Genomic DNA, 22,780 nt, shown 5'->3' with positions numbered 1-22,780 from the left:
TTATTTTTGAATTTATTTTGATGGAAGTTGTCACTCTGGGTTTATGAAATGTTGGTAAGTAAGAGAATATGCTTCGACAAGCTCAGCATGACATAGATTGAGTTGTTGTTTTTGAATCTATTTTGATGTAGGTTGTCGCTCTGGGTTTATGAAATGTTGGTAAGTAAGAGAATGTGCTTCGGCAGTCTCAGCATGACATAGATTGAGTTGTTATTTTTGAATCTATTTTATTGTAGATTATCACCCTGAGTTTATGAAGTGTTGGTGAGCAAGAGAATATGCTTCGACAGGCTCAGCGTGACATAGATTGAGTTATTATTTTTGAATTTATTTTGATGGAAGTTGTCACTCTGAGTTTATGAAGTGTTGGTAAGTAAGAGAATATGCTTCGGCAGTCTCAGCATGACATAGATTGAGTTATTATTTTTGAATTTATTTTGATAGAAGTTGTCACTCTGAGTTTATGAAGTGTTGGTAAGTAAGAGAATATGCTTCGGCAGTCTCAGCATGACATAGATTGAGTGTTATTTTTGTATCTATTTTATTGTAGATTATCGCCCTGAGTTTATGATGTGTTGGTAAGCAAGATAATGTGGTTCGAAAAGTTTAACATAACATTGTTTAGGCTTTTATTCTAAATTTATTTTATTGTAGATTGTCATCTTGAGCTTGTCGAAGGCCAAGTGAAGCAGTCGAATGTGTGTGTCAGCCTGAGCCTGTCGAAGGCTAGGTCGAAGGGATGGTCGAAAAGCAAGGGCAAAAGGAGGATTTTTAAGTTTTAAACGTTAAGGTGTTAAATGAAGATTACAGAAACAAAACTAAAAGGTTGTTTTATAATAGAGCCTAAGGTCTTTAATGATGAAAGAGGTTATTTCTTTGAAAGTTTTAATAAAGATCAATTTAATAAAGCGATAGGACAAAAGGTTAATTTTGTACAGGATAACCAATCTTTTTCTAAAAAAGGAGTGGTAAGAGCATTGCATTATCAGGTAGGAGAACATGCGCAGGCGAAATTGGTAAGAGTTTTACAAGGAAAAGTATTGGATGTAGCTGTAGATTTAAGAAAAGACTCTAAAACATTTGGGCAACATATTGCAATGGAACTTTCTGCAGAAAATAAGAAACAATTATTTATTCCAAGAGGATTTGCCCATGGTTTTATTACGCTTAGTCAAACGTCAGAGTTTTTCTATAAATGTGATAATTATTATGCTAAAGAATCTGAGGGAGGTATAATTTATAATGACCCTAGAATTAATATTGATTGGGGTTTAGATAAAGAAGAATTATTATTATCACCTAAGGATATGGAATTACCAGAGTTAAAAAATGCACGACTATGATTAAAGTATTAGTAACAGGTGCTAATGGTGAGCTAGGTAGAACTATTCAGAAATATAAAGACAATTATAAAGGTGTTGAATTTATTTTTTGTGATTCAAAGGAATTAGATATTACCGATAAATATTCAATAGTGAGTGTTTTTAACCAGTATAAGTTTGATTACTGTATAAATTGTGCTGCATATACAAATGTGGAGCAAGCAGAGGCAAAACCTGAAAAAGCTTTTTTAGTAAATGCTGAGGGAGTTAAAAATTTAGCTCAAGTTTGTAAATCACATAAAGTAACGTTGGTTCATATTTCAACAGATTATGTGTTTGATGGTAGTAAATCAACACCTTATAGGATAGATGACCTTCCGAATCCTATTAATGAATATGGAAAATCTAAGCTTAGAGGGGAGCAATTTATTCACGAGCAATTAGAAGAGTATTTTATTATTCGTACTTCATGATTGTATAGTAAAGAATTTGGAAAGAATTTTTACAGAACAATTTTAGAAAAAGCAAAAAAAGAAAAAGAACTTTTTATTACCGATGCTCAAACTGGCTGTCCAACAGATACTCAGAGCCTCATGGGGCATATTTTGATGCTAATATTACGAGAGGATAGAGAAAAGTATTACGGGATTCATCATTTTTGTGATGAAGAAATTTTAACATGGTTGGGTTTTGCAAAAAAAATTATTAAAGAAAATCATCTCAAAGGCTTGAAAATCACTAAAAACAATTGTTATAAGACCTTAGCGACAAGACCAAAGTATAGTGTGTTAATGCAAAGCTTATGATATTGAGAAAGAAATCACTTGGTTAAATAGGGGATTATTGTATTTTTGCTCTTTTAAAAGCAATCAACTAAGATGAAAATAGATGATTTTAAGATAGCCATCATAGGTTTAGGCTATGTTGGACTTCCCTTAGCGGCAGAATTTGCAAAAAAAGGATTTGATGTATTAGGTTTTGATATAAATTCTACTAGAGTTAATCAACTTAAAAATAATGAAGATGTAACTGATGAGGTTTCTTCTGAAGATTTGATTAAAGTTTCTGAGAAAATTAATTACAGTTCTCAAGAATCAGACTTGTCTTCATGTAATGTTTATATAGTCACAGTGCCTACTCCAATTGATAAGTTTAAGCAGCCAGATTTAACTCCGATAATTTCTGCAAGTAAGATAGTAGGAAAATATCTGCTCCAAGATGATATTGTTATATATGAATCCACTGTTTACCCCGGTTGTACAGAAGAAGAGTGTGTTCCTGTTCTAGAAGAAGTGAGTGGACTTAGGTATAACGAAGGATTTTATTGTGGGTATTCTCCTGAAAGAATTAATCCAGGAGATAAAGAACGTAGAGTTCATAATATTGTTAAAGTTACTTCGGGGAGTACTCCAGAAATAGCTCAGGTTATTGATGATCTGTACAATGTAATTATAGAAGTAGGAACTCATAAGGCTTCTAGTATTAAAGTAGCAGAAGCGTCTAAAATTATAGAGAACACACAAAGAGATTTGAATATATCATTGATTAATGAATTGGCCTTAATCTTTGATAGAATTGGTATTGATACATTAGAAGTGTTAGAGGCGGCTGGGAGTAAATGGAATTTTTTGCCATTCAGACCTGGTTTAGTAGGAGGGCATTGTATAGGAGTGGATCCTTATTATTTAACCCATAAGGCAGAAAGTTTAGGGTATTATCCAGAAGTTATATTGTCGGGAAGAAGGATTAATGATAATATGGGAGTTTTTATAGCTAATAATGTAGTGAAGCTTATGGTTAAACATGAGTTGCGAGTTAAAAATGCTAAAGTCTTAATTTTAGGAGTTACTTTTAAAGAAAACTGTCCGGATGTTAGGAATTCTAGAGTTGTTGATGTAATTGATGAATTGATAAGTTTCGGAGTAAAAGTAGATACATATGATCCTTATGCAGATAAAGATGAGGTTAAGAAATATTATGGAGTTGATTTGGTAAATAAATTGAAGTCCAAATATGAAGCAATTATATTAGCTGTAGGTCATAATGAGTTTAAGATGTTAGATTATAAAGCTTTAAAATCTAATGATAATACTGTGATTTATGATGTTAAAAGTTTCTTGCCAAAAGAATTAGTAACGGATCGCTTATAATTGGAAATCACATTATGGATAAGGTTAATTATTTTGTACACGAAACAGCGGTTATAGATGGAGGGTGCATAATAGGTGCAGCTACTAAAATATGGCATTTTTCTCATATTATGTCTAATAGTATTTTAGGGAAAAAATGTAATATAGGACAGAATGTTGTCATTTCTCCAGAAGTTGTTTTGGGAGATAACGTTAAGGTTCAGAATAATGTATCTATTTATACAGGAGTTATTTGTGAAGATGATGTGTTTTTAGGACCTTCAATGGTTTTTACAAATATTATTAATCCTAGGAGTGCTATTGTTAGAAAAGATAGTTATACGGAGACATTAGTTAAAAAAGGTGCATCTATTGGAGCTAACGCTACTATAGTTTGCGGGAACTCTATAGGTAGATATGCTCTAATTGGAGCAGGGGCTGTTGTAACTAAAGAAGTTCCAGATTATGCATTATTAGTGGGTAATCCAGCAAAGCAAATTGGATGGGTTAGTGAGTATGGTCATCGTTTAGATTTTGAAGAAAGTAATAAGGCTGTATGTATAGAGAGTAATCAAGAGTATATCTTGGAAAATGATTCGGTTAAACGTATAAAGTAATTATTGATGAAAATAGATTTTGCTAATTTAGGTTTAGCTTATAAAGAGCATAAGAAGGAGATAGATGCTGCAATAGCAGAAGTTATCGATAATTCAAGTTTTATTATGGGTGAAGTTGTAACTAATTTTGAAACTAATTTATCAAAATATACAGGCGCTTCACATAGTATTTCTTGTTCGTCTGGGACGGATGCATTGCTATTGGCTATGATGGCGATAGATATCCAGCCAGGAGATGAAATAATCACAACACCATTTACTTTTATTGCTACAGCGGAAACCATTGCGTTTTTGAAGGCAAAGCCTGTTTTTGTTGATATTGATGAGGAAAGTTATAATATAGATCCATCTAAAATTGAAGCCGCAATTACTTCAAGAACAAAAGCTATTATGCCAGTTTCGTTATATGGACAAGTGGCAGATATGGATGCAATTAATGAAATAGCATCAAAGCATAATTTAGTTGTTATAGAAGATGCTGCTCAAAGCTTTGGAGCAACATATAATGGAAAGAAAAGTTGTAATGTTAGCAAGCTAGGTTGTACAAGCTTTTTTCCAGCCAAACCTTTAGGATGTTTTGGAGATGGTGGAGCGGTCTTTACAAACAATGATCATTTAGCTGAAAAAATAAAGAGTCTAAGGTTGCACGGTCAAACAGAACGTTATTATCATAAATATATTGGTATGGGAGGGCGTTTAGATACGCTCCAGGCTGCTGTGCTGGATGTTAAACTTTCTCATTATAGTAAAGATGTAGAAAGAAGACAGTATGTTGCAAACCTATACACACAACTATTAAAAGCATCAGATGTGATAGTCCCTATTGTTCAGGATAATAAGACCTCTGTTTGGGCTCAATATTCAATACGTGTAAAAAATAGAGAAGAAGTACAAGAAGAGTTGAAGCAAAACGGTATTCCTACAGCTGTTCATTACCCAAGGCCGTTGCATTTACAAGAGTGTTTTGAATATCTCAATTATAAAGAAGGAGACTTTCCTATTTCTGAAATAGTTTCAAAAGAGATTATGAGTATTCCTATGAATCCTTATCTAACTGAAGAAGAAATTAAATATATAACAACCAACCTTTTAAATTTATTATAAAGAATGAAGAATTTTGCATTAATTGGAGCAGCAGGTTATATTGCTCCTAGACACATGAAAGCTATTAAAGATACAAATAATAATCTGTTAGCAGCCTATGATAAAGGAGATAGTGTTGGAGTTATAGATTCTTATTTTCCAAATGCAGATTTTTTTGTTGAATTTGAAAGGTTTGATAGACATATAGAAAAGTTAAAGTATGAAAAGGATACTTATTTAGATTATGTGAGTATCTGTTCTCCAAATTATTTACATGATGCTCATATTCGTTTTGCTTTAAGAAGTGGGGCAGATGCAATTTGTGAGAAGCCTTTGGTGTTGAATCCTTGGAATATAGATAAGCTTCAGAAAGTAGAAGAGAATACAGGGAAAAAAGTATTCAACATTCTACAATTAAGAGTGCATCCTAGTATTATTGCGTTAAGAGAAAAAGTAGCAAATTCTAAGAAAAATGAAAAGTTTGAAGTAGATTTAACTTATTTGACGTCTAGAGGACATTGGTATCATACTTCTTGGAAAGGAGATGTTAATAAGTCTGGAGGAATTGCTACAAACATAGGAGTCCACTTCTACGATATGTTGTCTTGGATATTTGGAGATGTTCAAGAAAATATAGTACATGTGCATGAACATGATAGAGCAGCTGGTTATTTAGAGTTTGAAAACGCAAGAGTGCGTTGGTTTTTATCAATAAACGCAGAATATCTCCCTAAAGAAGTAAAAGAAAAAGGGAAAACTACTTTTAGGTCTATTACAATTGATGGTGAAGAATTAGAGTTTAGTGGTGGTTTTACCGACTTACATACGCTAGTTTATAAAGATATTTTAGAAGGGAAAGGTTACGGATTAGATGCTGCTAAAACAGCAATTAATATTGTTCATAATATCAGAAATTCAAAGCCAGTTGGGTTGAAAGGGGAATGTCATAAATTTTTAAAATTATAGGGTGATGAATTTATTAATAACGGGTGGGGCTGGATTTATAGGATCCCATGTAGTGAGGTTATTTGTTAATAAATATACTAATGTGCAGATTGTAAATCTTGATGCATTAACGTATGCTGGGAATTTGGAGAACCTAAAGGATCTGGAAGAAGCTTCTAATTATACTTTTGTAAAAGGAGATATTACCGAAGCTAATTTTATTAACGATTTATTTCAGCAATATAAATTTGATGGGGTCATCCATTTAGCAGCAGAAAGCCACGTGGATAGATCAATTACAGATCCCTTGGCTTTTGTTAAAACAAATGTTATTGGGACAATGAATCTTTTAAATGCAGCAAAAGATTTATGGAGAGAGGATTATGATGGAAAACGTTTTTATCATGTAAGTACTGATGAAGTATATGGATCTTTAGGGGAAACAGGTTTGTTTACAGAAGAAACATCCTACGATCCAAATTCACCTTACTCTGCATCTAAAGCAAGTTCAGACCATTTTGTTAGAGCTTATGGAGAAACTTATGGTTTACCATATGTTATTAGTAATTGCTCAAATAATTATGGGCCAAATCATTTTCCTGAGAAATTAATTCCACTTTTTATAAATAATATCATTCAGAAACAAGCATTGCCAGTATATGGTGATGGAAACTATACACGCGACTGGTTGTATGTTTTAGACCATGCAATTGCTATTGATTTAGTATTTCATAAAGGTGAAAATCACGAAACATATAATATAGGCGGTTTCAATGAGTGGAAAAATATAGACCTAGTGAAAACACTCTGTAAATTGATGGATGAAAAGTTAGGAAGAACGAAAGGGGAGTCTGAAGCATTGATAACATATGTAAAAGATCGTCCAGGTCATGATTTACGCTATGCTATCGATGCTAGTAAAATAAATAAAAAGTTAGGTTGGGAGCCGTCAGTTACTTTTGAAGAAGGGTTGGCAAAAACGATCGATTGGTATTTAGATAATGAAGAATGGCTAAAAAATGTTACTTCTGGAGAATATCAGAAGTATTATGAGAAGCAATATAATTAACAATCTAAAACTCAACATTAACTTATAATCATAACACAATGAAAGGAATTATTCTCGCCGGTGGTTCAGGAACAAGGTTACATCCATTAACCTTATCAGTAAGTAAGCAACTTATGCCTATTTATGATAAACCAATGATTTATTACCCACTTTCAACGTTAATGAGAGCAGGAATTAACGAGGTGTTGATTATTTCTACACCGAAAGACTTACCTCTTTTTAAAGACTTATTAGGGGATGGGAAAAAATATGGATGTTGTTTTGAATATGCTGTACAAGAAAATCCCAATGGATTAGCAGAAGCATTTATAATAGGAGCGGATTTTATTGGAAATAATAAAGTAGCGCTCATTCTAGGAGATAATATATTTTATGGGACTGGATTAAGTGAATTACTCAAAGATAATAATGATCCTGAAGGAGGTATAGTTTATGCCTACCATGTGCATGATCCTGAACGTTATGGAGTTGTTGAGTTTGATGAAGAAGGTAGAGCAGTATCAATTGAGGAGAAACCTACAGAGCCTAAGTCAAATTATGCAGTGCCAGGAATTTACTTTTATGACAATGAGGTAGTTGAGATTGCTAAGAATGTAAAACCTAGTCATAGAGGAGAGTTAGAAATTACAGATGTAAATAAAGTATACTTAAAAAAGGGTAGACTGAAAGTTAGTATTATGGATCGAGGAACGGCTTGGTTAGATACAGGTACTTTTCAGTCGTTAATGCAGGCCTCACAGTTTGTAGAAGTGATAGAAGAGCGTCAAGGTCTTAAAATAGGTGCCATAGAAGGAGCTGCTTATGAAATGGGGTTTATAAGCAAGGATGAATTTATTGCGTTAACCGAGCCTTTGATGAAGAGTGGTTACGGAAAGAATTTATTGGGATTATTGAAAGAGCAAAGGTAGATGGAAATTACAGAAACTAAGTTAAAAGGATGTTTTGTTATTAAACCTCGTGTTTTTGAAGACGAGAGGGGATATTTTTTTGAAAGTTTTAATAATAATCAATTTAATAAGGCGATAGGAGAGAAGATTAACTTTGTACAAGATAATCAATCTTTTTCGAGAAAAGGAGTTGTAAGGGCATTGCATTATCAGTTAGGAGAGCATGCGCAGGCAAAATTGGTTAGAGTTTTGCAAGGTGCAGTTTTAGATGTTGCAGTAGATATACGAAAAGGGTCAGAAACTTTTGGTGAATATGTAGCTGTGGAATTATCTGCAGAAAATAAAAAACAATTATTTATTCCGAGAGGTTTTGCACATGGATTTGTTGCATTAAGTGATACAGCAGAATTCTTTTATAAATGTGATAATTATTATAATAAAGAAGCAGAGGGAGGGATAATTTATAATGATTCTTCAATTAATATTGATTGGGTCTTAGATAAAGAAGAGCTTTTGCTATCACCTAAAGATATTGTATTGCCAGAATTGAAAAATGCACGATTATGATTAAAATATTAGTTACCGGAGCAAGTGGACAATTGGGACTAACAATTCGGGAGAATAAAGATAATTATAAGAACGTAGAATTTGTTTTTTGTGATTCATATGAATTAGATATTACAAATGAAAATTCTATAGTTAAAGCTTTTAAAGAGCACAGACCAAATTATTGTGTTAATTGTGCAGCTTATACCAATGTTGAGCAAGCAGAAAAAGAGCCTAAGAAAGCATTTTTAGTTAATGCTGATGGAGTTAAATACTTGGCAGATGCTTGTAGAATATATAATATTACTTTAGTTCATATTTCAACGGATTATGTTTTTGATGGTGAAAAAAGTGAGCCTTATTGTGTGGATGATATAACAAACCCTATAAATGTATACGGTAAATCTAAGCTACAGGGAGAGTTATATGTTAAAGAGAGTCTGTTAAAGTATTATATTGTAAGGACTTCATGGTTGTACAGTAAAAATTTTGGTAAAAACTTTTATAAAACAATTTTAGAAAAAGCTAGAAAGGGAGAGAGGTTATATATTACTGATAATCAGGAAGGGTGTCCGACAAACACTGAAACTTTATCAAATTTTATAATATATTTAATTTTGATGGATAAACGATATGGTATTTATCATTTTAGTGATAAGGAGAGAATGACATGGTATGGATTTGCAAGAAAAATACTTAAAGATAATTCTTTTAATTCAATAGAAGTGATAAAGGATAATAGTTACAAAACAGTTGCTAAACGTCCTAAATACAGTATTCTAGGATGATAACTTTCTTAAAAGATAAACTACTTGAAAACAATTTATTTTTCTACCTTACGCTTTTATTAATTCCTATTACTGTTGGTTTAAGTAGTATTACGCTAGCTTTGTCTTTTATCTATGGACTTATTGCCTTTTTAATTAATAGAAAAGATGTCACCTTAGAAATAAAACGTTATTTTATTATATCCTGCGTTTTGTTTTTGTATCTGATTTTTAGCGCTTTATATTACGCAAATAAAGATGGTCCTAGTTTAAATATTTTGCTCAAATATTTACCTGTTTTATTTATACCATTTTACGATTTAAGCATTAAAAAAAGAACAAATTTAAGAACAAGCACAGATTGCTTTATTTATTTATTTGTAGGTATTTTGATTTCTCTAATAATTGGAGTTTTTAGACTTTGTTATTATGGCTATAGTTTTAATTATTCTAATATTGAGGATATTTTAGGTATACACCCTGTATATATCTCGATGTTTATCTTAATTTGTATTAATTATCTGTTTTACAGGAATGATAGCTTTAAGTTTTTTCTAATATTACTTTTCATAACCTCTATAATATTAATTAGATCTCGTACATCAATATTAGTTTTAGTGATAATTATTGGATATAATTTTCTTGTTTCCTTAAAGAGTAATTATCAAAAAATTATTATAGTCTTTATTAGCATTATAGTCTTTGTGATTTTAGTTTATTATCTTAATTATGTAGACCATACAAAAACATCCTTTTTATGGGCATTAAATGAGCGTTTTCAGATATGGGAGTCATCTTTTTACTTATTTACAGAGAGGCCAATACTTGGTTATGGTTTGGGTAATGAGTATTATGAGTTAAGTCAGTCCTTTTTTATTGAAACTAAATATAATTTAATGGACGGTAGAGTCAATAGTCATAATATATTTTTATCTCAGTTAATTCAAACAGGAATTATAGGCCTTTTGTTAATGATAACAGTGTTTGTTTATCCTTTACTTGGGAAAATTAATAAATTTGAGTATTTAGGTTTTTTAATGATAGTTTTTATTTGTGGTTTTACAGAATCCTATATGTATAGGCATTGGGGGGTACTACCAATTTTAATTTGTGGATTATATGTTAGTAGCTCGTTTAAGAAATACAATAATAATTAGTGTTATATTTTCCTTCTGGGGGTCATTATATTCGCAAACTCAAGAAATATTGAAATCTGATTTACCAATCAGAGATTTTGAATTAGTGAATGATACTTTATATTATACCCATAAAGATTTTGTGAAAGTTTCGGTTGAAGGAAGAAACATTAGAAATATTTATCTAGGGGGATATATTTTACACTTTAGTATATCTGATCATATTTTAAGTGGATTAGCAAACAACTATAAAATTGATCTTGGGGCTATTAGAAGATATGATTTTTTAAAATCAAAGTATACGCATATTTATCATATCACAAAAAGATCTCCAATAATAAGTTATGACTACTATTCAATAGAGAAAGATCCATTGTCTATTATAGTGTCTTATAAAGATGGAAGTTTAATTTCATATGATAGTAAAGGAAATAAAGTTGATATGTTTAGAGAAGGTGGAAGTATAATAAGGCAGGTTACTAATATTAATGGGGTGCTATATTATTGTAATGATGGAGGGGAATTATATAAGATTATAAATGGGGAAAGTGAAAAGTTATTTGCATCGGCAAATAAAATTTTGGGCTTTATTTCAAAAGGTAATTATATCTATATGTATAATGATAATGGTCAGATTATTAATATTAATATGGAAGATTTGAGTCATAATACAATTCAACTTGAAGATAATATTATAATGGATATTTGCTTTATTAATAATGCAAAAATGATTGTAGCAGACTGGGATGGTTATATATTTGTGTTAGACATATCTAAAAACAAAATCGAGAATAAAGTAAAAGCTCATAAAGATATTATCTATAAGATTCAGCGGATAAATGATTCATTATTTGCTACTTCATCAAGAGATAAAAAAATTAAAAAATGGAATATAAATAAGCTATAGTGGAGATTAATTTTTTTTCTAAGACATATATTAATTTGATAAAAAACTTTTTATCATTATCTATTCTTAATGTAGTAAACCTTATTACTCCATTAATAACTTTACCATATTTAATAAGTGTAATGGGGGTAGAAAATTATGGAAAGTATGCTTTTACTTATTCCATAATAATATATATACTTCTTATAGTTAATTTTGGGTTTAATTTTTCAGCTACACAAGATGTATCTGTTAATAGAAATGATAAAATATATTTATCTAAAGTTTTTAGTGAAGTTTTATGTATAAGGATATTGTTAGCAGTTTTCAGTATCTCAATTGTATTATTAGTAACTCTTACTACTAGTAGGTTTGAAGAAATTGGATTGCTTTTATTAAATGGATTGGGTATTGTTCTTGGAACAATTCTTACGCCATCTTTTTTGTTTCAAGGAGTTGAAAAGATGCAATTTGTTACTATAGGAGCTGTAATACCAAAGTTAGTAATGATATGCACAATTTTTTTTGTAATTAATGGAGGTGATGATTTAAGCTTATTAATGAATATTCAAAGCTTAGGATTCATAATATCAGGAGTAGTAAGTTCTTTTATAGCTCATAAAACTATAGGCGTTAGGATTTTAAAGATAGAATTGGAAGGGGTGATAGATCGGTTGAAGGGAAGTCGTAGTTTGTTCTTTTCAACTTTGGGAATGAGTCTTTATAGAGAATCAGGAACGATTATAATAGGAGTGTTTTTGAATTATGAGATAGTTGGTTTTTATTCTGCAGCAGAGAAGATTGTAAGGGTTATTCAAGGGATATTGAATCCTGTAGCCCAAAGTCTTTTCCCCTATATTGCGCATAGATTTAGTGAAGAGAATAATGTTAAGGTAAAAGTAGCTATTTTATTAAGAATAATTAAGAATTACGCTTTAGTTTTGTTTTGTTTTGTATTATTAATAATTACGGTATTACCATCAATAATAATATATTTTACTGATGACAAATATCTCTTATCAATTTTGGATATTAAATTATTAAGCCCTTTAGTTTTTTTTGGATGTTTAAGTTATGTAGTAGGTATAGTAGGCTTAGTAAATTTAGGATATGAAAAATATTTTGTAAAAGGAGTCTTCATGGCTGGCACTTTAGCCATAATACTTGCAGTAATAGGGGTTAATTTATTTGATGATAAAGGAGTTGCTATTGCTATTTCTGTTTCAGAAACTTTTTTATTTTTTTACCTTTTTAAAAAATTATATAGTTTAAAATGAATAAAAGCCCATTAGTCCATATTATAATTCTTAATTGGAATTCTCCAGAGGATACAATTGATTGTTTAAGATCACTAAGTAAGATTGAATATCGTAATTTTAAAGTTGTATTAATAGACAATGCATCAGGAGATAATTCAGTCCAAGAGATTACAACTTATTTAAGTAATGATGAGTATTATTTGAATTATGGTAAGATAGATTTAGGTTTAAACCTAGAAAGAAGTACTTCTGATAGAGACTACTTAAAGCATGAGAAGCTTGTAATGGTTTTAAATAAGGAAAATTCTGGTTTTGCAAAAGGAAGTAATATAGGTATAGAATTAGCCATTAATGAAGATTGTGATTATGTACTTCTTTTAAATAACGATACAGTGGTTGAACCAAATTTTTTAAATGTTTTATTAAAGCATAAATTAGAAAATCCAGAATATGCTGCTTTAACACCTCAAATTCGTTATGAAGGTAGAAAAGACTATATTTGGAATTGTGGAGGGAGGCTTATTTTGTGGGGTTTCTGGAAAAAATATTATTATGATAATACTAATATTAATACAATAGAAGAGGAAAAAGACCTTAAGTTAATTACTTTTGTAACTGGTTGCGCATTGTTATTTAATCCGAATGAGCTTGGAAAGTTAACAGAAGATTATTTTTTTGGTGAAGAAGATTTTGAATTCTCTTTGCGTTTAAGAAATATGAATAAAAAGATGGGATGTGCAATGAATTCTTTGATTTATCATAAAGTGGGGGGTAGTCTAGAAGATGTAAATGCTAAAGGGAAACGCTATATACATTTATTAAATAGATTTATTAATACAAGAAAGAATAATATGAATGTCTCATGGTTTTTTCTAGTAGTAGTAGCTTTAAATTATAACTTCATTTATTTAATAATAAAAGAAAAAATGAGTTTAGTTAACGCAAGTAAATTTACATATAATTTATTTTTAGATGCATTGAGGTTAAATAGAGTTACACATAAAAAATTTATAAATACTATATTTAAGCACAAATGGTAATATTACTATTCGCTATATTATGTGGTCAATTTTATATGTACGCTAAGGTAGATAAGTTAATATATGGTACTTATTATACGCCTGCAGTAATGTTAACTTTCCCTTATTTATTAGTCTTACTTTCTCATATATTATTACATCGCTATTTATTTTTCAAACAAATTTCTGGATTAAGTGTTTTGTTTTGGAATGTAGGGACATTTATATTTTGGATTGTAGGGGTGTTCAATGCTAAGATCTTCTTAAAGAAAACAATTAAGAATCCTTTTGAAGGAATTAGAGGTTATAATATACGTATTAAAGGACTTCATACAATTGTATTAATAATCGCTTATTTTTTTATTTTCTTAATGTTATGTTCCTTGTTTTTAAATGTTAAAAAATATGGAATTACAAACATATCAAATGAAGAGTTCGCAACTAGCTTTGCTGGTGGAGGCATTTTTGGTTACAGTTTAATAATGCTAAGGTATTTATTAATTTATTTAGTAATTAAAGTAAAGAAAAGGGAGCTCTTCTCAATTGTTGCTATTTTTTTGATTTTAATCTTTAATTTATTATACCAAGTTAAAGGATGGTTATTATTACCCGTACTTGCTGGATTAATAGTAAGATATGGAATGTTAAATGATAAAAAAGGTATATCTAAGAAAATGTTAAAAAAAATCATCTTAATAGCTTTATTTGGATTTTCATTTTTTGCTATTTCATATTATTTTAGTTTAGGATCGAAAGTTAAGTTTAGCTTCATTTTTACACATTTTTTTAATTACTTGTGGTCTGGATTAATAGGCCTTAGTGAGTACCTGAAATCTGATTTACAAATAGGAGGGAAAGTTTATAAAATTTTTAATCCACTTAACAGTTTGATAAATAATCTCTTAGGAGATCCTGTAATAAATCCTATAAATTCAAATTTTTTAAATATTTATGAGCTTTACTTTAGAGGGAGTAATGTATCAAATTTTTTTGGGACAATATATATAAACAGTGGATTGTTCAATTTTTTCTTGATAATTTTTATTTTTTCACTTGTTAATTATGGATGCTTCATCTTTTATTTATTGAAAAAAAATATTTTTAGCTTAATTCTATATTCTTTTTTGGGGATAGGCTTATTTTTTGGGTGGTTCGATTTATATTATCAGAATATTATCTTCTATGTTTTTATTTTGATAAGCTTATTTTTTAATGTGTTAATCTCTAGAAATTTTATAAAAAGATGAAAATTTTAATTATAGCACCAATTAACTCAATTCATACTATCAGATGGATTAATGGTTTGGTGAATCACGTAGACGAACTACATATAGCTAGTTCTCATAAATTAATTGATAAAATAGATGATAGAATAATATTTCATAAACTAAAGTACAAAGCTCCATTAGGCTATCTTTTGAATTATAATAGGTTAAGAAGAATTATAGAAAAGCAAAATTATGATTTGATACATACACATTTCTTGTCTGGTTATGGAACCTTATCTTTTCTTTCTGTTAATATTAAGAAAAATAGACATATACTATCTATGTGGGGGAGTGATATTTATGATTTTCCTAATAAAAGCTTTTTACATAAGGAGTTAATATGGAGAGTGACAAAAAATGCTACAGTATTAACATCAACAAGTAATGTTATGAAAGAACAATATTTAAAATTGTACAATTACCCTAAAGAAAAAATTAAAGTTGTACCATTTGGAGTTGATATTGATTTATTTACGGGGAAAGCAAAAGAGAATAGTGATAAGTATACTATAGGAATTGCTAAAAATATTGAAACTAAATATGGAATTCAATATTTAATAGAAGGGTTTAAAATTCTTAATGATAAATATCACGATGCTGAACTTCATATCATAGGAGATGGTTCATTGTTAAATGAAATGAAAAATTTATCAAAGAGTTTGGGTGTAGATGAAAATGTTATTTTTCATGGACGGGTTAGGAATGAGTTGCTACCAAAATATATGTACTCTTGGGATGTTTGTGTAATCCCTAGTATAATGGATAGTGAAAGTTTTGGAGTCTCTGCTGTAGAAGCATCTGCATGTAGTTTACCTGTGATTGCCTCTAATGTTGGGGGGTTACCTGAAGTTGTTCAGAACGATAAATCTGGAATAATAATACCAGCAAAGAATTCTCAAGCTATTGCTGATGAGTTAGAATATTTATATTTAAACCCTGATATTTTAAAAAAAATGGGATTAGCTGGTAGGAAAATTGTAGAGGACAAATATAATTGGGATAATAATGTAAAAGAGATGTATCATATTTATTTGGAAACGATTAAAAATCAAATTAAATCATAACGATTTTAGTAGTGCGTTTTTGAATAATAAGAAACTTAATATATGAAAGTAATTACCATAGTTGGAGCAAGACCACAGTTTATAAAAGCAGCTGTAGTGAGCAGGGAGTTTGCAAAAAGTAAAGAGATTAAAGAGATTATAGTTCACACGGGGCAGCATTTTGACACGAATATGAGTGACATATTTTTTGAAGAAATGCAAATACCAAAACCCGACTACAATCTCAACATAAATGGGTTGTCTCACGGAGCTATGACAGGTCAAATGTTAGAGAAAATAGAAGAAGTGTTGCTAAAAGAGAGGCCAGATTGGGTTTTGGTTTATGGAGATACTAATTCTACCTTAGCAGGAGCGCTAGCGGCTAAAAAGTTACATATTAGAGTAGTACATGTGGAGGCAGGCTTACGTTCTTTTAATGATAAAATGCCAGAAGAAATTAATAGAATTTTAACCGATAGGATAAGTAACATTCTATTTTGCCCAACAAATACAGCGCTTAAAAATTTGAAGAACGAAGGATACGATAACCTAAATGCAAAAGTGGTTTTGTCTGGAGATGTAATGGAAGATGCAGCTATTTTTTATAAGAAATTAGCTAAAAAACCTAAGAACGTAGATTTGGAAGATGATTTTATTTTAATTACGCTTCACAGAGCCGAAAATACAGATGATGAAGTTAAACTTAGGGAGATTTTTGAAACATTAGAGGATGTAGCTAAAAATACACAGATAATTTTTCCTTTACATCCTAGAACTAAAGTGAAACTAAAACAATATAATATTGATTTAAAAAATATCACAGTCATAGAGCCAGTAGGGTATTTAGAAATGGTTTACTTATTAGACAAGACAAAATTGGTTATAACAGATAGTGGAGGGTTACAAAAGGAAGCCTTTTTCTTTAACACTCCATGTGTAACATTAAGAGATGAAACCGAATGGGTAGAGCTTATAGAGAATAATGTTAATATATTAGCGGGTTCAAACTCAAAAAAAATTAAAGATGCTATTGGGATATTGAGTCAACGAGAATTAGTTTTTAATATAAACCTGTATGGAAATGGTCTTGCAGCCAAAAATATTGTAGATACACTATGGGAAAGAACATCTGGATAGTAAATCATTATGCGCTACCACCTAATATGCCAGGAGGGACTAGGCATATTGATTTATGCAAACGATTAGTCAAGAAAGGCCATACGGTAACTATTTTTGCATCAAGTTTTCATTATCAAAAACTTCAAGACTTTAAGCAATACGAGAATGAGAATTATATTGAAGAAATCATAGAAGGGGTTAATTTTGTATGGTTTAAAACATTTCAGTATAAGAAAAATAATTGGAAGCGTTTTGTTAATATGCTTTCGTATACAAAGAAGTTTGTAGATTATGTGAAGAGAAACAATCGTATTCAAACTCCTGATATTATAGTAGGATCCTCAGTCCATTTGTTTTCAGTATATGGTGCCTATAAAGCTTCAAAAATTAAAAAGGCTAAATTTTTTATGGAAGTTAGAGACATATGGCCTCAAACTTTAATAGATTTAGGTGTAAATAAGTATCATCCATTAATATTGTTGTTTTCTAAGTTAGAAACTTTTTTATACAAAAAGGCTGAAAAAATAATAACTCTATTACCTGCTTCAAAGCAATATTTTATAGGAAAAGGTGTTCCTGAGGATAAAATATATTGGCTACCTAATGGAGTAGATACAGGTAAATTTGATAATATTTATCCATTGAAAAAGAATTCGAAATTTACAGTTTTATACGCAGGAGTAATTGGACGTGCTAATAAATTGGAATTATTGATAGATGCAGCAAGTGAGTTAACGAACTCTAATAGAAATGATGTATTCTTTAAAGTTATTGGGCAAGGTCAAGAAAAACAACGTTTAGTAAATACCGTTGAAGAACGGAAATTAAAAAATATTGAATTTTTAGATGCTATTAATAAGAATGAAGTTCCACAAGAATTAGTCAATGCTGATGTGCTGTTTTTTGGGTTAGAAGATTCTCCTGTATTTAAGTATGGGATTAGCTCAAATAAATTATTTGATTACTTAATGTCTGGCAAGCCCATAATTTTTTCATGTAAAGCAGGAAACGATCCTGTACAAGAAGCAGATGCAGGTATTTCTATTCCACCTAATTCTCCAGTAGATTTATTAAATGCAATAAGTGAGCTACAAAATAAAAGAGAACAAGAGTTAATTCAGATGGGAGAGCGAGGTCGTAAATATGTTATCAAACATCATGATATGGATAATTTAGTAGATAAGTTTGAAAAAATATTGATAAACTAGTTATTAAAGCATGTATAAGTCTTTTTTCAAACGATTAATCGATTTTTTAACCAGTTTATTATCTATTATAATTTTTATCCCAGTTATAATATTAGTATTTATTTTACTGTTATTAGTAAATAAAGGCAATCCATTCTTTATTCAAAAGCGTCCTGGTAAAAGAGAAAAACTTTTTAAGCTTATTAAATTTAAGACTATGACAGATGAGAAGGATGAAAATGGCAATTTACTTTCAGATGAGCAACGCTTAACAAAAATAGGAGAGTTCATTCGGGAAACATCTTTAGATGAATTACCTCAGTTAATTAATGTTTTAAAAGGCGATATGAGTTTGATAGGACCAAGACCTTTATTACCTCAATATCTTCATCTCTATAATGAAGAGCAAAAAAGGCGACACGAAGTTAGGCCTGGTATAACAGGTTGGGCACAGATAAATGGTAGAAATTCCATTTCATGGAACGAGAAGTTTAAGCTTGATGTGTATTATGTTGACAATATATCTTTCCTTTTGGATATGAAAATTATTTTTTTAACAATACAAAAAGTATTTAAACGCGAAGGAATCAGCAAGGAAGGAATGAAAACAACAGAGGCTTTTAATGGAAGAAATTGATAAATCATGTGCAATATATGGCGCTAGTGGACATGCTAAAGTCATATTAGATATTGTAAAAACATCTACTAATTACATAGTTGATGAGATTTATGATGATTTTTCAAAACTCGATTTTGTATCTGGAATTCCAGTGAAAAATGAATTGACTAGTTGCATTAATAGACAAATTATTATTGCCATTGGAGATAATGCTACGAGAATGGAAGTAGTAAAAAAGTTAGGTGCAAATTTTTCTTACATAACAGTTGCACATAGTTCATCAGTCATTTCATCTGAGTCAAAAATTGATAAAGGGACATGTGTAATGGTAAATGCAGTTATAAATGCAAGTAGTTCTATCGGGAAACATTGTATCATTAATTCAGGGTCTTTAGTTGAGCATGATTGTGTTGTGGAAGATTTTGTACATATTTCACCAAATGCCACCATTACAGGAGGTGTTAAAATAGGACAAGGAACTCATATAGGGGCTGGAGCCGTAGTGATTCCTAATGTTAAAATTGGAAAGTGGGTAACTGTTGGTGCAGGAGCTGTAATTATTAAAGATATTCCTGATTATGCTGTTGTAGTAGGTAATCCAGGAAAAATAATAAAATATAAGAATGAAAGATAGAATATGGTTATCATCACCTCACATGGGAGGAGGAGAACAAAAATATATAGATGAAGCTTTTGCAAGCAATTGGATTGCACCGTTAGGGCCTAATGTAAAAGGTTTTGAAGAAGATCTGAAGAGTTTTTTAGCTACTGAAAAAGAAGTAGGTGCATTAGTCTCTGGTACTTCAGCAATACATCTAGCATTAATCCAGCTAGGAGTTAAAGCGGGAGATGAAGTGATATGCCAAAGTATGACATTTTCGGCTTCGGCAAACCCAATTCTATATCAAGGAGCCTTTCCTATATTTATTGATAGTGAGGAAGAGACGTGGAATATATGTCCAAACCAATTAGAAAAGGCAATTATTGATAGAATAAAAAACAATAAAAAGCCTAAAGCTATGATAATAGTACATTTATATGGGATGCCAGCTAAAATGGAAGCTATTATTGAAATTTCTAAAAAATATGAAATTCCTATAGTAGAAGATGCTGCAGAGGCTCTTGGTTCTTCTTATGAACAAAAAATGTGCGGTACATTTGGAGATTTTGCAGCCTTATCTTTTAATGGGAATAAAATCATCACTACATCCGGGGGTGGAGCTATTGTTTGTAACAATAAACAGTCTAAAGAGAAATCAATTTTTTTAGCTACGCAAGCTAGAGATGATGCTCCTCATTATCAACATTCAGAGGTTGGGTATAATTATAGAATGAGCAATGTTACAGCTGGTATTGGGCGTGGTCAAATGGAAGTTTTATCTAAACATGTTTCACTCCGCCGAGAGATGAATGAGTTTTATAAAAACTTGTTTAAAAATGTAAAAGGTGTTTCAGTATTTCAAGAGCCAAACGAAAATTTCTTTTCTAATCATTGGTTAAGCTGTATTTTAATTGATAAAGATGTAGCAGGTTTTAGTAGAGAGGACTTAAGGCTAGCTTTAATTGAAGAGAATATAGAGTCAAGGCCACTTTGGAAGCCAATGCATATGCAACCAGTTTTTATAAACTGTAATTACTATGGTGATAAAGTTGCTGAAAATTTATTTGAGAGGGGATTATGTCTACCTTCTGGCTCGAATTTAAATGGTCAAGATAGAGAACGAATACAAAAGATTGTAGAAAAATTTGTATGTTTGTAATACGTAATTGTGGTTTATTATGTCTTATAATATTAAAGATAAGTTTGACTTATCTAAATTAGGTTTTTTACCTAGATGGGGAGTTTTTTTTATTGATGTGTGTATATGTTTGGTAGCCCTTGTGTTATCAATGCTTGTTGCACAGATGGATAAGCCTCTAATTCAGATTCAATCTAATTTAAATTTAATTGTTTTAACAGTATTAACTGTTAACAGTTTGGCATTTGTAATATTTAGAACTTATGCTGGTTTAATTAGGCATTCAGGTTTTGTTGATGCTATTCGCATTTTGCTAGCATCTATTTTTACCTTTATAGTTGTCATGTCAATAAATTATGGCTTTTACTTTAAAACAAGTGCTTATTTAATGCCACGATCATTTCTCATACTTTATTTTTTAATTTCATTTTCATTACTTTTTGTTTTTAGAATTGCTATAAAGCAATTTTTTGAATTTTTTATAAGATCTATTAAAGAGCAAGATGCGATTAATGTGTTAATTTATGGGATAAATCAAAATGCTGTATCTATTGCTAATGCTTTAAAAGTAGAAAGTCCATCTAGATTTAAAGTGGTTGGTTTTATAACAGAGGATAAAAAGAATACCAATAAAAGAATTTTAGGAGAACCAATAATACATTTAAGTAAACGTATTTCTGTATTAATGCGCTTTCATAAAGCTGAAGGAGTTATATTGTCGGATACTACAATTTCATTAAAAAAGAAAAATAGAATTGTAGAAGATTGTATTCAAAATAACTTTAATGTATTTATGGCTCCATTGGTTTCTGATGTTGAAGATGAAAAGGTTTCTTCAAAAATTGAAGCTATTCAAATTGAAGACTTATTGCCTAGAAAAGCTATTAATTTAAATTTATCTTCTATTCTTAAGGATATTGAAGGGAAAAGAATTTTAATTACAGGCGGTGCAGGATCTATTGGGAGTGAAATAGCAAGGCAAATTGCTTTATTTAATCCAGAAAAATTATATGTTTTAGACCAAGCCGAAACACCTTTACATAGCGTTCATTTAGAGCTTGCTAATAAACATCCAAATTTAAAGTTAGAAGTTGTATTAGCAGACATACGTAACAAAGATAGAATTACTGCTCTTTTTAAAAGTTGTCGTCCTCATGTTATTTTTCATGCAGCTGCATATAAACATGTTCCCTTAATTGAAAATAACCCAACAGAGGCATCATTAGTAAATGTTGAAGGAACTAAAAATTTGGCAGATTTGGCTCTAAAATATCAGGCAGAGAAGTTTGTTATGATTTCTACAGATAAAGCTGTTAATCCTACTAACATTATGGGGGCATCCAAGCGTATTGCAGAAATGTATGTGCAGTCTTTATATTATCAAGAAAATAGAATTAACCCAAATTGCACTAAATTTATTACGACTAGATTTGGTAACGTTTTAGGCTCAAATGGCTCAGTTGTCCCGTTATTTAAAGATCAAATTGCAAAAGGTGGACCAGTTACTATTACACATCCAGATATCATTAGATATTTTATGACTATTCCTGAAGCTTGTCAATTAGTAATAGAAGCTGGAAGAATGGGTAGGGGTGGAGAGATATTTTTATTTGACATGGGCGATCCTGTTAAGATTCTAGATTTAGCCAAAAAAATGATCCGTCTTGCTGGATTCACTCCAGATAAAGAAATCAAAATTAAAATTACAGGTCTTCGTCCAGGAGAAAAATTATTTGAAGAATTGTTGAGTAATAATGAGAAAACCAACGCTACTCATCACGAAAAAATAATGATAGGGAAAGAGTATACGGATAATTATGTCGCTATTAATGAAAATATAGAGCGAATAATTCAGGCTGCTCGTAACAATAAAATTGAGTCAATGGTTTTATTAATGAAGAAGTTGGTTCCTGAATATAAGAGTCAGAATTCTATTTATGAAAGCTTTGATGTTAAGCTAAAGAAAATATCCAATAGTAAATAACTTTATGTTCCTAGCACTGTTATTCGAATCAATGTTAGTGCGTTTTAATGGAATAGTCTTCTTTTCTATAGTTGTCCCTCTCCTTTTAAAAGAGCGAAGTATTTTAAGTAGTCGAGTGATTAGAAATTGAATTATTTTAAAATTGCAAAATTGCAA

At 30.4% G+C, this 22,780-nt stretch carries 21 protein-coding genes and 1 pseudogene; all 22 read left to right on the top strand.

Annotated features, from left to right (window positions below):
* The first annotated feature begins 797 nt into the window (after window positions 1-797).
* The 22 genes and pseudogenes from rfbC (JM658_RS08690) to JM658_RS08585 all read left to right on the top strand — a co-directional run bounded on the left by rfbC (JM658_RS08690) (window position 798) and on the right by JM658_RS08585 (window position 22,624).
* The gene (rfbC, locus tag JM658_RS08690; protein ID WP_236958867.1) at window positions 798-1,343 is read left to right on the top strand and encodes a dTDP-4-dehydrorhamnose 3,5-epimerase; all 546 of its coding nucleotides are present in this window, start codon (window positions 798-800) and stop codon (window positions 1,341-1,343) included.
* Window positions 1,340-2,128: pseudogene (gene rfbD / locus JM658_RS08685) on the top strand (dTDP-4-dehydrorhamnose reductase). Before rfbC (JM658_RS08690) ends, rfbD (JM658_RS08685) begins: the two are co-directional and overlap by 4 nt.
* Before the next feature lie 72 nt (window positions 2,129-2,200).
* Window positions 2,201-3,472 (top strand): nucleotide sugar dehydrogenase, encoded by a 1,272-nt coding sequence (locus tag JM658_RS08680; RefSeq protein WP_236958866.1) that lies wholly within the window; start codon window positions 2,201-2,203, stop codon window positions 3,470-3,472.
* A 14-nt stretch (window positions 3,473-3,486) separates the two neighbouring features.
* Window positions 3,487-4,068: an acyltransferase gene (locus tag JM658_RS08675; protein ID WP_236958865.1), complete on the top strand. Its 582-nt coding sequence runs from the start codon at window positions 3,487-3,489 to the stop codon at window positions 4,066-4,068.
* Between the two features lie 6 nt (window positions 4,069-4,074).
* Window positions 4,075-5,172 carry a DegT/DnrJ/EryC1/StrS family aminotransferase gene (locus JM658_RS08670; RefSeq protein ID WP_236958864.1) on the top strand — a complete coding sequence of 366 codons (1,098 nt, stop codon included), beginning with the start codon at window positions 4,075-4,077 and terminating at the stop codon, window positions 5,170-5,172.
* A gap of 3 nt (window positions 5,173-5,175) precedes the next feature.
* Complete coding sequence (locus tag JM658_RS08665) at window positions 5,176-6,117, top strand: Gfo/Idh/MocA family protein (protein ID WP_236958863.1); 942 nt, start codon at window positions 5,176-5,178, stop codon at window positions 6,115-6,117.
* A 4-nt stretch (window positions 6,118-6,121) separates the two neighbouring features.
* The gene (rfbB, locus tag JM658_RS08660; protein ID WP_236958862.1) at window positions 6,122-7,165 is read left to right on the top strand and encodes a dTDP-glucose 4,6-dehydratase; all 1,044 of its coding nucleotides are present in this window, start codon (window positions 6,122-6,124) and stop codon (window positions 7,163-7,165) included.
* Between the two features lie 38 nt (window positions 7,166-7,203).
* Window positions 7,204-8,073, top strand: a complete 870-nt coding sequence (gene rfbA, locus JM658_RS08655; protein WP_236958861.1) for a glucose-1-phosphate thymidylyltransferase RfbA — start codon at window positions 7,204-7,206, stop codon at window positions 8,071-8,073.
* Window positions 8,074-8,619 (top strand): dTDP-4-dehydrorhamnose 3,5-epimerase, encoded by a 546-nt coding sequence (gene rfbC / locus JM658_RS08650; protein ID WP_236958860.1) that lies wholly within the window; start codon window positions 8,074-8,076, stop codon window positions 8,617-8,619. It abuts the gene before it with no gap.
* Window positions 8,616-9,386, top strand: a complete 771-nt coding sequence (gene rfbD, locus JM658_RS08645; protein ID WP_236958859.1) for a dTDP-4-dehydrorhamnose reductase — start codon at window positions 8,616-8,618, stop codon at window positions 9,384-9,386. Before rfbC (JM658_RS08650) ends, rfbD (JM658_RS08645) begins: the two co-directional genes overlap by 4 nt.
* Window positions 9,383-10,522: an O-antigen ligase family protein gene (locus JM658_RS08640; protein WP_236958858.1), complete on the top strand. Its 1,140-nt coding sequence runs from the start codon at window positions 9,383-9,385 to the stop codon at window positions 10,520-10,522. Before rfbD (JM658_RS08645) ends, JM658_RS08640 begins: the two co-directional genes overlap by 4 nt.
* A gap of 49 nt (window positions 10,523-10,571) precedes the next feature.
* A complete protein-coding gene (locus JM658_RS08635) occupies window positions 10,572-11,408 on the top strand; it encodes a hypothetical protein (protein WP_236958857.1) in 837 nt (278 codons plus the stop codon).
* Complete coding sequence (locus tag JM658_RS08630; protein ID WP_236958856.1) at window positions 11,408-12,664, top strand: oligosaccharide flippase family protein; 1,257 nt, start codon at window positions 11,408-11,410, stop codon at window positions 12,662-12,664. Before JM658_RS08635 ends, JM658_RS08630 begins: the two co-directional genes overlap by 1 nt.
* The gene (locus JM658_RS08625; protein WP_236958855.1) at window positions 12,661-13,686 is read left to right on the top strand and encodes a glycosyltransferase family 2 protein; all 1,026 of its coding nucleotides are present in this window, start codon (window positions 12,661-12,663) and stop codon (window positions 13,684-13,686) included. The genes JM658_RS08630 and JM658_RS08625 overlap by 4 nt, the downstream gene beginning before the upstream one ends.
* Window positions 13,680-14,912, top strand: a complete 1,233-nt coding sequence (locus tag JM658_RS08620; protein ID WP_317207864.1) for a DUF6337 family protein — start codon at window positions 13,680-13,682, stop codon at window positions 14,910-14,912. The genes JM658_RS08625 and JM658_RS08620 overlap by 7 nt, the downstream gene beginning before the upstream one ends.
* The gene (locus JM658_RS08615; RefSeq protein ID WP_236958854.1) at window positions 14,909-15,997 is read left to right on the top strand and encodes a glycosyltransferase; all 1,089 of its coding nucleotides are present in this window, start codon (window positions 14,909-14,911) and stop codon (window positions 15,995-15,997) included. The genes JM658_RS08620 and JM658_RS08615 overlap by 4 nt, the downstream gene beginning before the upstream one ends.
* 42 nt (window positions 15,998-16,039) lie before the next feature.
* Window positions 16,040-17,113 (top strand): non-hydrolyzing UDP-N-acetylglucosamine 2-epimerase, encoded by a 1,074-nt coding sequence (gene wecB, locus JM658_RS08610; RefSeq protein WP_236958853.1) that lies wholly within the window; start codon window positions 16,040-16,042, stop codon window positions 17,111-17,113.
* Window positions 17,092-18,303 (top strand): glycosyltransferase family 4 protein, encoded by a 1,212-nt coding sequence (locus JM658_RS08605; protein ID WP_236958852.1) that lies wholly within the window; start codon window positions 17,092-17,094, stop codon window positions 18,301-18,303. The genes wecB and JM658_RS08605 overlap by 22 nt, the downstream gene beginning before the upstream one ends.
* A gap of 10 nt (window positions 18,304-18,313) precedes the next feature.
* Window positions 18,314-18,919, top strand: coding sequence for a sugar transferase (locus tag JM658_RS08600; RefSeq protein WP_236958851.1), 606 nt, complete (start codon window positions 18,314-18,316; stop codon window positions 18,917-18,919).
* Window positions 18,906-19,535 (top strand): acetyltransferase, encoded by a 630-nt coding sequence (locus JM658_RS08595; RefSeq protein ID WP_236958850.1) that lies wholly within the window; start codon window positions 18,906-18,908, stop codon window positions 19,533-19,535. The genes JM658_RS08600 and JM658_RS08595 overlap by 14 nt, the downstream gene beginning before the upstream one ends.
* Window positions 19,525-20,661, top strand: a complete 1,137-nt coding sequence (locus JM658_RS08590; RefSeq protein WP_236958849.1) for an aminotransferase class I/II-fold pyridoxal phosphate-dependent enzyme — start codon at window positions 19,525-19,527, stop codon at window positions 20,659-20,661. Before JM658_RS08595 ends, JM658_RS08590 begins: the two co-directional genes overlap by 11 nt.
* 19 nt (window positions 20,662-20,680) lie before the next feature.
* A complete protein-coding gene (locus JM658_RS08585) occupies window positions 20,681-22,624 on the top strand; it encodes a nucleoside-diphosphate sugar epimerase/dehydratase (protein WP_236958848.1) in 1,944 nt (647 codons plus the stop codon).
* Window positions 22,625-22,780 lie beyond the last annotated feature (156 nt).

Source organism: Joostella atrarenae, assembly GCF_021764745.1.
Lineage (GTDB): Bacteria > Bacteroidota > Bacteroidia > Flavobacteriales > Flavobacteriaceae > Galbibacter > Galbibacter atrarenae.
The sequence above is the reverse complement of the archived record's forward strand: the minus strand, read 5'-3'. Positions and strand labels throughout refer to the sequence as shown.

Bases quoted from the DNA above. Each gene is read 5' to 3' on its own strand.
- JM658_RS08670 (WP_236958864.1), top strand. From the start codon at position 4,075: ATGAAAATAGATTTTGCTAATTTAGGTTTAGCTTATAAAGAGCATAAG.
- rfbC (WP_236958860.1), top strand. From the start codon at position 8,074: ATGGAAATTACAGAAACTAAGTTAAAAGGATGTTTTGTTATTAAACCT.
- JM658_RS08640 (WP_236958858.1), top strand. From the start codon at position 9,383: ATGATAACTTTCTTAAAAGATAAACTACTTGAAAACAATTTATTTTTC.
- rfbC (WP_236958867.1), top strand. From the start codon at position 798: ATGAAGATTACAGAAACAAAACTAAAAGGTTGTTTTATAATAGAGCCT.
- rfbB (WP_236958862.1), top strand. From the start codon at position 6,122: ATGAATTTATTAATAACGGGTGGGGCTGGATTTATAGGATCCCATGTA.
- JM658_RS08605 (WP_236958852.1), top strand. From the start codon at position 17,092: ATGGGAAAGAACATCTGGATAGTAAATCATTATGCGCTACCACCTAAT.
- JM658_RS08595 (WP_236958850.1), top strand. From the start codon at position 18,906: ATGGAAGAAATTGATAAATCATGTGCAATATATGGCGCTAGTGGACAT.
- JM658_RS08600 (WP_236958851.1), top strand. From the start codon at position 18,314: ATGTATAAGTCTTTTTTCAAACGATTAATCGATTTTTTAACCAGTTTA.
- rfbA (WP_236958861.1), top strand. From the start codon at position 7,204: ATGAAAGGAATTATTCTCGCCGGTGGTTCAGGAACAAGGTTACATCCA.
- JM658_RS08675 (WP_236958865.1), top strand. From the start codon at position 3,487: ATGGATAAGGTTAATTATTTTGTACACGAAACAGCGGTTATAGATGGA.
- rfbD (WP_236958859.1), top strand. From the start codon at position 8,616: ATGATTAAAATATTAGTTACCGGAGCAAGTGGACAATTGGGACTAACA.
- wecB (WP_236958853.1), top strand. From the start codon at position 16,040: ATGAAAGTAATTACCATAGTTGGAGCAAGACCACAGTTTATAAAAGCA.
- JM658_RS08590 (WP_236958849.1), top strand. From the start codon at position 19,525: ATGAAAGATAGAATATGGTTATCATCACCTCACATGGGAGGAGGAGAA.
- JM658_RS08585 (WP_236958848.1), top strand. From the start codon at position 20,681: ATGTCTTATAATATTAAAGATAAGTTTGACTTATCTAAATTAGGTTTT.
- JM658_RS08615 (WP_236958854.1), top strand. From the start codon at position 14,909: ATGAAAATTTTAATTATAGCACCAATTAACTCAATTCATACTATCAGA.
- JM658_RS08620 (WP_317207864.1), top strand. From the start codon at position 13,680: ATGGTAATATTACTATTCGCTATATTATGTGGTCAATTTTATATGTAC.
- JM658_RS08625 (WP_236958855.1), top strand. From the start codon at position 12,661: ATGAATAAAAGCCCATTAGTCCATATTATAATTCTTAATTGGAATTCT.
- JM658_RS08665 (WP_236958863.1), top strand. From the start codon at position 5,176: ATGAAGAATTTTGCATTAATTGGAGCAGCAGGTTATATTGCTCCTAGA.
- JM658_RS08680 (WP_236958866.1), top strand. From the start codon at position 2,201: ATGAAAATAGATGATTTTAAGATAGCCATCATAGGTTTAGGCTATGTT.